12 protein-coding genes are annotated in these 15,297 nt (G+C 40.9%); all 12 read right to left on the bottom strand.

Annotated features, from left to right (window positions below; genetic code table 11):
• Positions 1-41: 41 nt before the first annotated feature.
• Positions 42-932 (bottom strand): HAMP domain-containing sensor histidine kinase, encoded by an 891-nt coding sequence (locus J8L98_RS23620; protein WP_210998502.1) that lies wholly within the window; start codon positions 930-932, stop codon positions 42-44.
• Between the two features lie 116 nt (positions 933-1,048).
• Positions 1,049-1,492 (bottom strand): hypothetical protein, encoded by a 444-nt coding sequence (locus J8L98_RS23615; RefSeq protein ID WP_210998501.1) that lies wholly within the window; start codon positions 1,490-1,492, stop codon positions 1,049-1,051.
• Positions 1,482-1,979 (bottom strand): hypothetical protein, encoded by a 498-nt coding sequence (locus J8L98_RS23610; RefSeq protein WP_210998500.1) that lies wholly within the window; start codon positions 1,977-1,979, stop codon positions 1,482-1,484. The genes J8L98_RS23615 and J8L98_RS23610 overlap by 11 nt, the downstream gene beginning before the upstream one ends.
• Positions 1,928-2,689, bottom strand: a complete 762-nt coding sequence (locus J8L98_RS23605) for a substrate-binding domain-containing protein (RefSeq protein ID WP_210998499.1) — start codon at positions 2,687-2,689, stop codon at positions 1,928-1,930. The genes J8L98_RS23610 and J8L98_RS23605 overlap by 52 nt, the downstream gene beginning before the upstream one ends.
• A gap of 50 nt (positions 2,690-2,739) precedes the next feature.
• Entirely contained in the window at positions 2,740-4,446 is a 1,707-nt protein-coding gene (locus tag J8L98_RS23600; protein ID WP_210998498.1) for a GGDEF domain-containing response regulator, read from the bottom strand.
• 390 nt (positions 4,447-4,836) lie between these two features.
• Entirely contained in the window at positions 4,837-5,085 is a 249-nt protein-coding gene (locus tag J8L98_RS23595; RefSeq protein ID WP_192507592.1) for a DUF3862 domain-containing protein, read from the bottom strand.
• Between the two features lie 14 nt (positions 5,086-5,099).
• Positions 5,100-5,936 (bottom strand): CsiV family protein, encoded by an 837-nt coding sequence (locus J8L98_RS23590; protein ID WP_210998497.1) that lies wholly within the window; start codon positions 5,934-5,936, stop codon positions 5,100-5,102.
• Positions 5,937-9,410: a transcription-repair coupling factor gene (gene mfd, locus J8L98_RS23585; RefSeq protein ID WP_210998496.1), complete on the bottom strand. Its 3,474-nt coding sequence runs from the start codon at positions 9,408-9,410 to the stop codon at positions 5,937-5,939.
• A gap of 31 nt (positions 9,411-9,441) precedes the next feature.
• Positions 9,442-10,332, bottom strand: a complete 891-nt coding sequence (locus tag J8L98_RS23580; RefSeq protein ID WP_210998495.1) for a carbon-nitrogen hydrolase — start codon at positions 10,330-10,332, stop codon at positions 9,442-9,444.
• 3 nt (positions 10,333-10,335) lie between these two features.
• Positions 10,336-11,379, bottom strand: coding sequence for an agmatine deiminase family protein (locus tag J8L98_RS23575; RefSeq protein WP_210998494.1), 1,044 nt, complete (start codon positions 11,377-11,379; stop codon positions 10,336-10,338).
• 54 nt (positions 11,380-11,433) lie between these two features.
• Positions 11,434-12,030, bottom strand: coding sequence for a PilZ domain-containing protein (locus J8L98_RS23570; RefSeq protein WP_210998493.1), 597 nt, complete (start codon positions 12,028-12,030; stop codon positions 11,434-11,436).
• A gap of 92 nt (positions 12,031-12,122) precedes the next feature.
• On the bottom strand, positions 12,123-15,296 hold the full coding sequence (locus J8L98_RS23565; RefSeq protein WP_210998492.1) for a multidrug efflux RND transporter permease subunit: 3,174 nt from the start codon (positions 15,294-15,296) through the stop codon (positions 12,123-12,125).
• Between the last annotated feature and the right edge of the window lies 1 nt (position 15,297).

Genomic DNA, 15,297 nt, shown 5'->3' with positions numbered 1-15,297 from the left:
CATCAATAATCATAACCGACACTTTTTTCACAATATATCACTCAATTTTTAAAGGTTAGTTCGAAACGAGTTCCTTTTTCAGAGCTCGTAAAATTAATATTTGCAGATAAATTATCTATATGTTTTTTAACAATATACATACCTAGACCACTACCAAATGATACTTCGGGGTGGAAACGCCGAAACATTTGAAATACTTGGGTTTGATATTTCAGTGGGATCCCAACACCATTATCTTCAATGACCACCAAGACTTCATTACCGGTGTTTTGTGCGGAAACTTTCACATAACACTTTGACTTACAAGGGTCCTTATACTTCAAAGCATTTGAAAGTAAATTCTCAAGTATTTGGTTAATGCGAGCTCTGGGTACATACAATCGCAACTTTGGGTTAATATCGTCTATTATTTGAACACCACCTTCGATGTAAACACTTGATAGAGTTTCTTTTACATCGGTAAGTACCTGAGAAAGAACGACCGTTTCATGCTCTGTGATTTCTAAATCCGCACGAGCTAAGTTTAGAATATCGGTGACTAAGTTTTCCAGTCGTGATACATGTGTTGCTATTCTGTTTGCGTTCAATTCAACTTCTTCATAATCTCCGCTATTAACATCTTCAATTATGATGTGTGACAGCCGCCTAACTGTTACTAAAGGTGCTTTTAAATCATGTGACGTTCGATATGAAAATTGTGATAGTTCTTCGTTGCGTTGAGTCGCTTTATTAAGAGCTGTGTCTCTTTCCTTAATTGATAGCGCTAACATTTTGAAAATTTTATTCAGCGCGTTTTTTAATAATAATAACTCACCATTTTCTTTTTTTGAGATGTCAAAGTGAAGGTCTGATAAGGTATCAGGGCGTTCTGATTTAAGCCTGTTGGATATTTGATTAAGGGGGTCATATATCAGTGGCTTACTTTGCCACAAAACTATCAACCACAGTGCGAGAGTTTTTATTATTGAGTTTATAACGATAAATATATATCCGTACTGTACCTGAGAAAACACAATGTTATCGGATGAATAGAGGATCAAATTACCGATTAAATATTATCTTCTTGATGATGGATATTATTTGAATATGAAAATAAGCTTTGTGAGCCACCACTTATCGACTCATTATGTGACAACGTATTCGGATCATAATAAGTCACTTGACCGTGTTCGTTTTTGACATAACCAATTGCAGTAACAAAGTTACCATTCTCATCAATAATTTTTGCACCTTCTATTTGGGGAACATGATATATCGCAAGCAGACTACTTTGTAATGCGTCATCTTCCTGATTCCAAAGTGCAACACTTAACCCTGGTTCAAAAGATGTATGAAAAACTTTTAAATCATCTTCAACAATATCTTTTGTAAATGAAAAGTCCATAGACATATGTGCGAGCGTCACAATGACGGTTATAAAAATGTAATATTGAAAAACCTTTACTAGTAATTTAGCTGCCAGCGTATCTTTCCATTTTGTATTAGCTTTCATTTGTACTCCGCTGCTGTAACAAAACAGGTTGATTGATAGAGAGTACATGAATTGCTTTAAATTCTCTCTCACCAAATAAGTATTCATATGGCCATTGTTGAATGTTGTCCTGAGAAATTATAGGGACGATTGGTCCGGCACGAAATGGGAAGTTACTTTCTTTACTACCTACCTGGTCGCCGTTTAATAGCTTTATCATCATGTCTATTGCAATTTGACCTTGTTGTTTCATTAAGTCAGTTGACGATGCCAACACTCTTCCTGCGGTGATATGATCAAAAACATCTTGAATAATATAAGTTGAAATTATTTTTATCTCAGGATGCTTATTCTTGAACGTTTCAATCGGCGCAGGTTCACCATTGGGTCCCTTGGTCACCATGGCATTAACGGCTATTGCGTTAGCTACTAAATAGTCAATTTTGTCATGTTTTTCTAGAATAAAGTTAAGTAAATGCCGTTGGGTTTTATCTCCTGTATGCCCCAAATTGCCGGAAGCACTTTAGCGTTGTGTTGATCACTTGCTTGTGCCAATGCTTTGTTGAATCCATTTAAACTGTCAGGTGCCCAACCTGTACCCTTAGGTCCAGGCATCACTAAGACTTTGACGCTTTTTTGTTTTGCATGTTCTATTAGGTACTTACCGGCTTGAAAGCCTAGCTCTTCCCATGAAACCAGAGATTTAGCATTAATAGTAGGGGTAAAGCTATCGTTAATCACGGAGACTATGGGCATGCCTGCAGCGGTTAGCTTTTTGTATATGTCTTCTAACTTGCTTTTCTTAAACTGTACCGCACCAATAATGACACCATCGTAAGCGTCTTTATGTTTCAATACGTTTTCTAGCTGAATGACTTGACGGCCAAGGTTACGATAGCCACCGGCTAAAAATAACTCTGCGCCAATTCCAAACTTTTCAGCTTGTTTAAATACCCCATAATTTACGGCAACCCAAAATGGGTCTTTCAAATGAGGAAACAATATTGCTAGGTTGTACGGTGCGTTCGCTTGAACTGGTGACTTCCATTTTTCAATAATGGCTTTTGATAAGCTTGGAGAAGGTTTTCCAGCAACCTTATTTTTTGTGTCATAGTGGCCATAGTAACTCTTAACATCAAGCGGCGCTTCTTTCGCTTTGGGTACATTGCTATAAATAGAAATACTTAAGGCGGTAATTAACCATGTGTAACGTATCATAACTGGCACTCTCAAATTTATGTCGATAAGGGTTATTTAGGTTGCAAGCACTAAACTGTATCGAGCAGGTATTCCAAGCGTTTTTCTAAATGCTCTGTGGACATTGGCTTTGCTAATAAAAAGCCTTGAACTCCGGCCAAGCTCAGCTCAGCGCATTGATCTAATTGCTGCTGTGTTTCTACGCCTTTTGCGACAATGGAATACTCCAAAGTATTGAGCATGAGTGATAGTGCTTTGAGCATACTGAAATGTGTACACGGATTGAGAGTCAGCATACTTTTATCTAATTTAACAATACTAATAGGGGAAGTTGTAAGGAGATTAATGGAAGTAAGCCCCAACCCAAAACCATCAAGTGCTAGGTTGAAGCCGAGTTCGCAGAGGTGTTTTAACGTGTGCGTAATCACCTCATTTTTTTTGAAAAGGGTCGGTTCAGTAATTTCCAGTGTCACATATTGATTATGAATACTTGATTTTTGACAGGTATTTACAAGAAATTCAGTAAACCCAGCGTCTCTAAGTTGTAAGGGGGAAATATTGATCGAGAGTGCTAACTTCTGGCTAAATTTATGGTGCCATACTGATAATTGTGCTATCGCTGTTTTTATTATCCATTGCCCGAGCTCAACCATAATTCCTGACTCTTCGGCAATAGGTATAAATTCATCAGGAGTGTATATAGTCTCGGATTTTGGCCAGCGTATCAACGCTTCTATACTGGTTAATTCTGATGTGATAGTAGAAAAAACAGGCTGATATACAAGCGTGAAGCTAGAGCTATCCAACAGTGTGCTCATGCTATTTTGAATACTAAAACGCCTATGAAACGTTTGTTGATATTCGCTCTTGAAATAACAAATGTTATTATCTTCGCTTTGTTTTGCTCGATACATTGCAATGTCAGCACATTTCATCAACTCTTGGGCGTTACATGCATCTGTTGGAAATAAAGCAACGCCAATACTTACGCCACAATACACCTCATGGTTTTCTACTTTAAATGGGGATTTAAACACATCACAAATTCGATTTGTGATAACACTGATAATTGATATGGCTTGAATGCCGCCTATAACGATGGCGAACTCATCACCACCAACTCGGGCAAACCCCTCATTACTTCTTAAGCATGACGAGATACGGTTAACTACTTCTTTTAATATTGCGTCTCCTGCGCTGTGGCCTAATGTATCATTAATTATTTTGAAGCTGTCTAAATCGAGACTAAGCAACGCGATACTTTGCTTATTTCGTTTGCTATTTGCGATTAAAACAGAAATCATCTCGTCGAAATGATAACGGTTTGATAGCCCTGTTAACGCATCTTTTTCTGCCATTTCTTTTACTTGCAGGTAGCTAGCATGCTTTTTTTGTTCCATTTGAAAGCGTGTTTTAGCTTGCTGGAGTGCTTTATCTAATCTTTCTCGGTTGATGTCTTGCTTTGAAATAAAATCTTGAGCGCCGGCTTCAATACATGCCAGTGAAAGGTGTGATTCTTCAGAGCCACTCGCCATAATAATGGCTGTGTCGCCCAAGTCGGGTTTCGAACGGAGATCGATAAGCAATTCTAGCCCATTAACATCTGGCATACGGTAGTCTAAGATGATGACATCGAAGCTACGGTTTTTAATGGCTTTAATGCCTTGCAATACAGAGCTTGCTTCCACTATGTGATGATCGTTAGAGGTTGACGCACACAATGATTTTTTAATAATCTTTCTATCTACACAATCATCATCGATAATTAGAATATCCATCTACATATTTCCTAGCAAATAGCGCATTCGCTCTGATCCAAAGCATTGACGTTATTAACTTTAACGTAAAAAATGATGAGGTCAAAAAATGGCCTAAAATAGTCGGTATTTTATAAAGGAGTCAGAAATTAGCGGTTACTTTGGCCAAAAAGCCTTAGCATGACATACATTAATTTTGGTAGATAAATAACGACTTATTCTTGCGTTATTGATCTTTTGATATGCCGTAGGTCTGAAGGAATACCCAGGGAATGAAGTAATGCAGCCGTTTTAAAAAGCCATGGCGTAATTTGATCACCATGGCCAACTGCTAAATTGTATGTTTAAATAAACAAAGAAATTCTGGTGAACTCACCTAACTTTGTAGGTGAACTCAAGTTAGAGGAGAAACTACTCAAGCCCTTTTTTTGTGTAAAGAGTGACTTTATCGGTTACTAAGGTAACCTTAATATACTGTGTTTCGTCACCCCATGTACAATTTGTATGCAGTGTTTTTTCTTCACAGTTATCAGCAGTACCTAAAACTTGTTCTAATTCTGTTTTGTCCATTCCAACTTCTATTTTATTGTAGTTTTCAAGCGAAACTTTAGAGCATCCGGCAAGCGAGAGTAATCCCGCAATGATAAGAAATTGTTTCATGTTTTTCCCCATTATTAGTGTTGGTATTTTCTAATTTGAAATATTATGCCAAGTTTTGGGTGATCCAGATAATGCATATCACCACTATAAACCCGTGTGTACTGAGACATACGTGCAATTTGTGTGTCGCCAGTTTCTATTTCGTAACGTATATCTAAATCGGTTGTTACGTATAGGTAGTGTCGGACATGTATTTTTACTAAACCTTCAATTTGCCAGTTGTCAGCGTGTTCAGAGGGCATAGCTTGTGGTTTTTTGGATAATAAGCTCACATAACCTTGCTCAGTGACAGTGTCGGCAATATGGTAGCTAACGGGCATAGGAAAACGCTTGCCCGCAAATACCTTGATAAAAGGTGCGCGTCGTTTACTTTGCTCAGGAAAACGCCAGCCAGTATGCAAGATTGGTTTTAAACCTTTGCGCTTGAGCTTATTTACCGTATTGTCAAATTGTAGCTGCTCTTTAGCAAGTAGATAAATATTATCCATATGCTGTTGAGCGGGTGCGAAAGGCGTTAGTGGCAAAGTATCATATTTAGACATGTAATCGGCGCTGTCCGTACAAAGCCATGACGCATTCTTGCTGGTTAACTTTACACTCAGTGGCCGAGGGTCAAAAAAGCTATCGCCGTTTAAGCAGTGTTGCTGTCCTTGCGCATTGTAGCCATCAGTGAGTAAATCTCGTTTGCGGTTACCTTTGATCTCAGCATGCTCTAAACTGAAATCTTCTCGTAAGAGAGGAGATGCTTTTTGTTCAAATGCTATCATTTCGATTTCAAACCATCGTACTGCATGAACATCGAAAGCACTTATGGCAGCCAACAATATGATCATTGTTTTTACTAAGTGCATTTATGCCAGCGCCTTTTTGTCAAAATCATCCATCATAGCATTGATTAACTTCACTCTTTCTTGCCCATTCTTTTCTTCGATTGCAAAACGTAACTTACTTGCACCTTCCATTTTATAAATAGAGGGGTTGCTTTGTATCAAACCTATAATGAACGTTGGGTTAACCTTTGTCGAGGTACTAAATTCAAAGTACCCGCCTTTTATGTTTGCCTCGACCTTACTTATCCCTAAATTGCTTGCTTTTAGCTTGAGAGCCTGTATGGCGAATAGGTTTTTAGCGGCATCAGGTAACAAACTGAATCGGTCAATGAGTTCGACTTGCAGTTCATCTAACTCATCTAAGTCTGTTGCACTCGCAATACGTTTATACATACTCAAACGAATGTTCACATCTGGAATATAATCATCCGGCAGTAACGCCGGGACTTTTAAATCAACGTCAGACTGTTTTTGCAGTAAATTTTCAAGTGTTGGCTCTTTGCCATCTTTTAATGCTTGTACCGCTTGTTCCAGCATTTCCATATAAAGTGTGAAGCCAACGGATTGAATTTGACCACTTTGGTCGTCACCTAATAACTCACCTGCGCCACGGATCTCTAAGTCATGTGTGGCAAGCGCAAAACCGGCCCCCAAAACTTCAAGAGACTCGATTGCCTGTAAACGTTTAACAGCATCTTTAGTCAATGTTTGGGTATTTCGCGTCAATAAGTAAGCATAGGCTTGATGATGACTACGCCCAACACGGCCGCGTAACTGGTGTAATTGCGCAAGTCCAAGCTTGTCGGCACGATCCATGATAATGGTATTTGCCGAAGGAATATCAATACCTGTTTCAATAATGGTGGTACAGACGAGGACGTTATGCTTTTGGTGATAAAAATCTCCCATAAGCTGCTCAAGCTCTCGTTCGCGCATTTGTCCATGTGCAATGGCAATACTTGCTTCAGGTACTAAGGCTGCAATATCCGAAGCTGTTTTGTCGATGGTTTCAACATTGTTGTGCAAGAAGTAGACTTGTCCCCCGCGTTTAATCTCACGCAAAATTGCTTCTCGGATCAACTCATCATTGCGTTCTTTAACAAATGTTTTAACTGCTAAACGTTTCGCTGGCGGGGTGGCAATAATTGATAAGTCTCGCATTCCACTCATTGCCATATTAAGTGTCCGTGGAATAGGCGTGGCTGTGAGTGTTAAAATATCGACATCGGCACGCAACTGCTTAATTTTTTCTTTTTGCCTAACACCAAAACGATGTTCCTCATCAACAACCAATAAGCCTAAGTCATTAAACTTAATACTCTCTTGTATAAGCTTATGGGTTCCAATAACGATATCAATGGTGCCGTCTTTAAGCTTTGTTAATGTAGACTTTTGATCTTTGGTGCTGTTGAAACGAGACAAAACCCCAACCTCTATTGGCAGGTCAGCAAATCGGTCTTTAAAATTCTCAAAATGCTGTTGGGCGAGCAGGGTAGTGGGTACTAAAACAGCCACTTGTTTATTGTCATTGACTGCCGCAAAAGCACCGCGCATGGCGACTTCCGTTTTTCCAAAGCCGACATCACCACACACTAATCTATCCATCGCGAGATTAGACTGCATGTCAGCCAACACAGCTTCAATGGCATTGCGCTGGTCATCGGTTTCTTCAAAAGGAAAACTGTCACTAAATTCCCGATATGCAGCACCATCGATTTTGAAGGAAAAACCAGGTTTACTTTGTCGTTTAGCGTATATATCGAGCAACTCTGCTGCAACATCTCGGACTTTCTCGGCCGCTCGACGTTTGGCTTTTTCCCAGACATCAGAGCCTAATTTATGAAGTGGGGCGCTTGCTTCTTCTCCTCCGGAATATCGACTAAGCATATGCAGCGCTGAAACAGGTACATAGAGTTTTGCTTCATTCGCATAAATAATGGTCACAAATTCTGTCGCGACACCGGCTGCATCAATGGTTTGCAAACCGAGATAACGGCCTACACCGTGATCGAGGTGAACGATGGGTTGACCTTCTTTTAATTCTGCTAAATTACGAATAAGGGAATCTTGGCCTTGCTCGTACTTATGCTTACGACGGCGACGTTGTGAGACTTTAACGCCTAACAACTCTTGTTCTGTAATGATGCTTAAGCTGGGCTCTCCAGAGAGGTAAACACTTTGCTCTAATGGACTTACAACTAGCCCAACATCACTTTTTGCAGATAAGAATTTTTGAAAATTATCAAACTCTTTAAGTTTTAACCCCGTCGGTTTTAGTAGCGTGAGTAATGATTCACGTCGGCCATCGGTTTCAACGCTGAACACAATACGTGATTTTTGTTTTTTCTGAGCAGTAACAAACTTCAATAACTGTGCGTATGGATCCGTCTGTTTGTGGTCAATACGCACATCTTTAATCGGTTTTGCGCTGAGGTTCGTATGACCTGCTTTTGTACCAAGTTTTGCTTCGCTTAGCCGGATCCTAGGATGGCTGTTAAAGTTTTTAAACAGTTCTTCTACAGGTTGATACAACATCGCTGGTTCAAGCAAAGGCCTGAGTGGATCCACTTTGCGGTTTTCATAACGTTTATACACATCAAGCCAAAACTCATCAGCAGCATGTTCAATATCACCTAAATGAACAATAGTGGCGTTCTCTGGTAAATAATCAAAGATGGTTGCTAACTGATCGTAAAAAAGAGGCAAATAATATTCAATGCCTGATGGCCAGTTACCTTTAGTCACTTGCATATAAATAGAATCTTGCTCGGCACTTGCACCAAATGCATTCCGGTATCCTACTCGAAACCGTTCGATATCTTCATCGTTGGTTGGAAACTCGTGCGCTGGCAGTAAATCAATGTTTTCTACTTTATCGCTAGAGCGTTGGGTCTCTATATCGAAAAGACGTATGCTGTCTATATCGTCATCAAAGAAATCAAACCTAAACGGAGTAGGGCTCCCCATAGGAAAAAGATCCACTATCGAGCCCCTTACCGCGAACTCGCCATGCTCCATTACCTGCTGAACATGCCGATAACCAGTTTCTGTTAACGCATTTTTAAGTTGTTGCGCATCTACCGTATCACCGACCTTAAATTGGAGTGCATTGCCATAAATGAATGCCGGTGGGGCAGTACGTAACATTAAAGTGGCTACAGGCACAATGAGCACGCTTTGTTTCTGCTTTTTCAGGGCGTTAAGTGTGGCTAATCGTTGTGATATTATATCTTGATGTGGCGAAAAGTGATCATAAGGAAGAGTTTCCCAGTCAGGAAAAACCATCACGGGTAAATCGGGTAACAAATAGTCTAACTCAGTTTCAAGGCGCAAGGCTGAGGGAGTATCTGGGGTTACGATAACAACCAACTCTGGGTTGTTTCTTATTCCTTCGCTTAATGCGATAGTTAAACCGCTGCCACTTAGTTGACCCCAGTGTATTTTATCCTTTGAGTTTTTAATCCAAGGTAATTCGCTCCAATGCGCAGACGCCATTGAGTACTCCTAATCTGTTTTTCTAATTGTTTTAGTCACGATAAATCTTGCAAAGGTCTTGATAGTGATCAATTCGTCTATCGCGTAAATACGGCCAAATGCGTCTAACGGATTCACTTTGTGCCTGATCAACTTTAACAACCGATACTTGTTCTTTATCTTCACTGGCATGCAGTAACATTTCGCCTTGGGGGCCTGCCACAAAAGAGTTACCCCAAAACGTTATTCCATCACTTTGCCCACTTGGGTCATGTTCATGGCCAACTCGGTTTACACTGATCACAGGAATACCATTGGCAATAGCGTGGGCGCGTTGTGAAATTATCCAAGCGTCACGCTGGCGAATTTGTTCGTCTTTATCATCTCGAGGGTCCCAACCAATCGCGGTTGGATAAATCAGTAATTCTGCACCGGCCATGGCCATTAACCTAGCACCTTCAGGAAACCATTGATCCCAGCATATTAGCACACCTAATTTACCCACGGATGTATCAATCGGTGTGAAACCCATATCGCCAGGTGTAAAATAGAACTTTTCATAAAAACCGGGATCATCAGGAATATGCATTTTGCGATACTTACCCGCAATAGAGCCATCACTTTCAATAACAACCGCGGTGTTATGATACAGACCAGTTGCTCTTTTTTCGAATAGAGAAGTTACAATCACTATGTTGAGCTCTTGTGCTAGTTTACCGAAATAAAGTGTGCTGGGACCTGGGATCGTTTCTGCTAGGTCAAATAAGTCTGTATTTTCTGTTTGGCAAAAATATAAGCTGCGATGTAATTCTTGTAATATAACCAGTTTTGCCCCTTGTTTTGCAGCATCTCTGATCCCCTGTTCAGTTATTAATACGTTTTGTGCAAGGTCATCACTGTTGCTGTGTTGTACAATGCCGACGTTTAAGGCGTGAGTACTCATAGTCTATTCCTGTTGTAAAAAGCCACGTGGTAATTGCATTGTAATGCAGTGCAAGCTACCAAATTGATGAATAATAGGTAAACAATCAATGCCTATAACTGTATGCTGGGGATAAGCTGATTGGATTTGAGAGATCGCTAAACTATCATTGTCATCGCCATAAATAGGGACCAAAACGGTATTATTTAGAATGAGGTAATTGGCGTAGGTTGCCGGCAAGCGTTCTTTCTCATCATTATATATCGCTTTTGGCCATGGTAAGGGTACTATATTATACTTACTTCCGGAAGGGGTTGTAAATGACGCCAATTGACGCTGCATGTTCGCCAATTCAACATAATGCTCATCATTAATATCATCACATGTTACGTATACTATCGTATTATTTGGCGCAAATCGTACTAACGTATCAATATGGCTATCCGTATCATCACCTGCTAAATACCCATGTTCAACCCATAAGAAGGCCTCTGCGCCTAATTCTTGTGACAGTGTATATTCAACTTGCTCTTTGCTAAATTCAGGGTTTCTATTTGGGTTTAATAAGCAAGCAGAGGTTGTCAGTAAGGTGCCATGTTCATTTATTTCAATGCCACCACCTTCAAGTACGAAATTGATGCTATCAAACTGAATGTGTTCACTCATAGCTTGTGTCGCAATCGCAGTATTGAGCTTGTTGTCTAGCTGCGCTTCATACTTGTTCCCCCAGCCATTGAAGGTAAAATCTTTTACCTTTAACTTCCCTTGTTTATTGGCCACAGTAATGGGACCATGGTCACGAGCCCAAGTATCATTGCAGGGGGCGATAACAAACACAATGTTACCTAAGTCGATTGACGCATTATTCAGTAGTGTTGTGATATGTTGTTTTAGCGCCGGTGTGTGGGCCACGATCAGTATTTTCTGTACTTGGGAAATCTGTTGACATAAAGTGACATAGACAGGTTCTACATCTGATAATATATTAACCCAGTCAGTGTTTTTATGAGGCCACGTCAACATAATTGCATCTTGCGGTGCCCATTCAGGTAAAAGTCTAAAGCTCATGATGTTACACAAATAAATTACTAAGCTACTAGTTTATCATTCCCATGTTTGGTGTCAGCTATTTTGTTCTTTATTCTGTGCTAATTGACGCTTTTTTAGTTGTCGGGTCTGGGCATGTAAACTTGCGCGAACCACTAACTCTTGGTCAGCATCACGAATTTGGGTAAAGCCTAACGTGTGTTGCAGCTTTTCACTAGAGAGCCGTTCTACAGCAATAACCTGTGTGTAGCAGTAAATAGCGCTGGCTTCGTGATTTAAAAACAGTTTTGTTCGTAATTGAGTCCCTATAGATATCTTCTCCGCCAAGGTTACTTTCAATCCACCACCACCATAACTATCACAATATACATTGTCTTCGTCAGGTTGCTCTGTTGCCAGTATATGGCTCATTATCAGATCGATTTTTCGAGACTGGGCTTGTAAAAATGACGCAAGCTCCGTTGCCACATCCCCCAAATTCCGTAAAGGTCTTAATGCGTTACTATCTAGTTCATTGATTTCATTAGCGAGTTTAAATAGTGCGGGGATGTTCTTTTCTAATTCTGCCTGTGTTTGTGGCACATCGCTATTTTGGACAACAAATAAGTTAACCTGATTACTGTCTTCTACTTGAAAGTATTCATCAAAAGTATTTTGTAGGCTACTGCTCATATATTAATCTGTTACTGACTTTTTATTTAATCTTAACGGCTTATAAGCAAAAACGCCAACTTTGTAGTTGGCGTTTTATTAACGTGTTTCGGTTATGCAAGCCCTTCTTCGGTGTCAACTTGTTCCTTTTTATGTTGCTGGGCGATTTCTTCAGCAAGTTCCTGTTTGCTTCTTTTCTCAGTTAACTTTCTATTTGTTAACCAAAAGAAGAATAATGGGACAAAGAAAATAGCTAAGAATGTGGCTGCAATCATGCCACCCATAACACCGGTACCAACACTGTGTCGAGCACCCGCGCCAGCACCGGAGCTCAAAACGAGCGGTACCACCCCAAGTATAAATGCCAATGATGTCATAATAATCGGTCTAAAACGTAGCCTTGCAGCTTCAAGCGCAGCAGCACTGGCACTCCAACCCTGTTGATATTTCATAAGCGCATATTCAACAATCAAAATAGCATTTTTACTTGCCAAACCAAGTAACGTAACGAGGCCAATTTGAAAGTATACATCATTGGTTAAACCCGCTATCCATACAGAGATCAACGCACCAAATGTACCAAATGGTAACGCAAGTAATACCGATAAGGGCAAAGACCAACGTTCATACAAGGCTGCTAATATTAAAAATACCATTATAACAGCAAGGCCCAGCGCTAAACCTGTAGTGCCAGAGCTTTGCTTTTCTTGATAGGCCGAACCTGTCCAGTCGTAAGTCATATCGGGTGGGAGTACAGCTTTGGCTATACGTTCCATTTCAGCTATAGCTTGGCCTGAACTGTATCCCGGGGCGGCTTCACCCAGTAGCTTTACTGCAGATAGGTTGTTATATCGTTCTAGGTTCTCAGGTCCTCGGCTATACTCAATACGTGTAAACGCGGAAATAGGAACCATATCACCTTGATTGTTTTTCACGTATATACGACCTACATCTTCAGGGGTCATCCTAAACTCAGCTTCGGCTGAAAGCAGCACTTGCCAAGCGCGACCAAATTTATTGAAGTCGTTTACATAGTACGTTCCTAAGTTAGCTCCCAAAGCGGTGAATGCACTATTGATGTTAACACCCATAGCACGGGCTTGTTCTCGGTCCATATGTACTTTGAGCTGAGGCGCATTAGGTCGCCACAGGGTTTGCAAACTTGCTAACACTGGGCTTTTTTGTGCTTCAGCCATTACCAGTTGCATATTCTGTTTAAGTTTCTCATGGCCGCCAGCACCTTTATTTTGTAGATACACTTCAAACCCACCGGTACTGCCTAGTCCGAATATTGGCGGAGGGTTAAATGCCAGTACTAACGCTTCGTTAATATGCGCCGTTTTCATATAAAGCTCACCAACGAGTGACTTTGTGTCAATTTCTCGGTCGTCCCAGTGTTTTTGAGTGACGAATAGGGTCGCAGCGCTGTTTTTATAACCGCCGCCGATGAAGTCAAATCCAGTAAAAGCGACAACATTTTCATTGGCAGGGTTAGATTGAACTGCAGCAATAACTTCTTCAACGACTTTAGCTGTACGCTCAAGTGAAGAACCATCAGGTAGGAAAATAGCAGATACATAGTAACCTTGATCTTCATCAGGCACTAGAGAACCGGGTGTACTTTTCCAAAGGGTTGCGGTTGAAGCGATCATTGCTGCAACTAAAATGAACCCAAGTAACCCGCGACGGACCATAAAGCTCACAGCACCGACGTATTTACCAGTAATACGGGTAAACCACGCATTAAACCACAAGAAAAATCGCGCAGTTTGTTTGTGTTCTTGTTTTAAAATAAGCACACATAAAGCGGGGGTCATTGTTAACGCGACCACACCAGATAAGCCCACCGCGATTGAAATTGTAATGGCAAACTGACGGAACAATTCGCCCGTTAAACCGCCCAAAAACGCGATGGGCACGAACACAGAACATAACACAAGTACAATCGCGATTACGGGGCCACTGACTTCTTTCATAGCCTGTATTGCAGCATCACGAGCGGAGGCTTTTTGTTCGTGCATAATACGTTCAACATTTTCAAGTACCACTATCGCATCATCGACAACAATACCAATAGATAACACCATACCGAATAATGTGAGGGTGTTTATTGAGTAGCCAAGCATATACATGCCTGCAAATGTACCTAGTAAAGATACCGGCACGGCTAATGTTGGGATCAGTGTTGCTCGCCAGTTTTGCAAAAATAAATAGACCACTAAGAATACCAAAACCATGGCTTCCATTAAGGTGATAATCACTTCGCGAATAGACACTTCTACAAAACGTGTTGTGTCGTATGACGTAACATGAGCTAGCCCTATGGGGAATTGTGTTTTTAACTCTTCAATTGTGCTATTTACCTGAGCAGCAACATCTAATGCGTTAGCGCCAGGTTGTAAAAATATCCCAAGTAACACCGCTTCTTTTCCGTTGATTGTTCCGGCAAAGTCATAATCTTTAGAGCCTAACTCAACACGGGCAATGTCTTTTAGTCGTAGATTTGATCCATCTGGGTTAGCACGAATGATGATATCGTCAAACTCTTCTGGTGTTGAAAGCCTGCCTTGTGCCGTCACACTATAGACAAGTTCTTGAGCATGCACTGAGGTCGGGGTTGCGCCTATCTTACCAGCTGCATATTGTGAGTTTTGCTCTCGGATAGCGGATGCAACCTCTTCAACGGTAACAGCTAGCTGACTCATAATATCGGGTCTTAACCATACGCGCATCGCATAATCTTTGGCGCCAAAAATTTGCACGCTGGTGGTGCCAGGGATCCGTTTAATACGATCAAGAATGTTCATGGTGACATAGTTAGAAGTCCATAAACTGGTTCGAGTATTGTCAGGTGAATAAAACGCATGAACTTGTAAAAAGCTAGATGAACCTTTCGTTACCTGAACGCCTTGGCGTCGGGTTTCTTCTGGTAGTCGAGCCTCAACCTGTTTCACTCTGTTGTTTACGTCTACCGCAGCTTGGTCAACGTCAGTGCCGATTTCAAATGTAACAGCAATTGTGGTTGCTCCTGAGCTTGTGCTAGTCGAACTCATGTACATCATACCTTCAACACCGGTGATGGCATTTTCTATTGGCGCTGCAACCGTTTGCTCTAATACATCAGCAGAAGCGCCTGGGTACGCTGCAGTCACTTGTACAACAGGAGGGGCAATTTCAGGGTACTGTGCTACGGGCAAACTCCGCATTGCCGCAAGCCCAGCTAAGACAATGACAATAGAGATCACAAAAGCAAATATTGGTCGGTCTATAAAATAGCGAGAGAACATC

The sequence above is a fragment of the Pseudoalteromonas sp. MMG013 genome (assembly GCF_018100885.1).
Taxonomy (GTDB): Bacteria; Pseudomonadota; Gammaproteobacteria; order Enterobacterales; family Alteromonadaceae; genus Pseudoalteromonas; species Pseudoalteromonas aurantia.
This window is presented reverse-complemented; position numbering and strand designations above follow the sequence as displayed.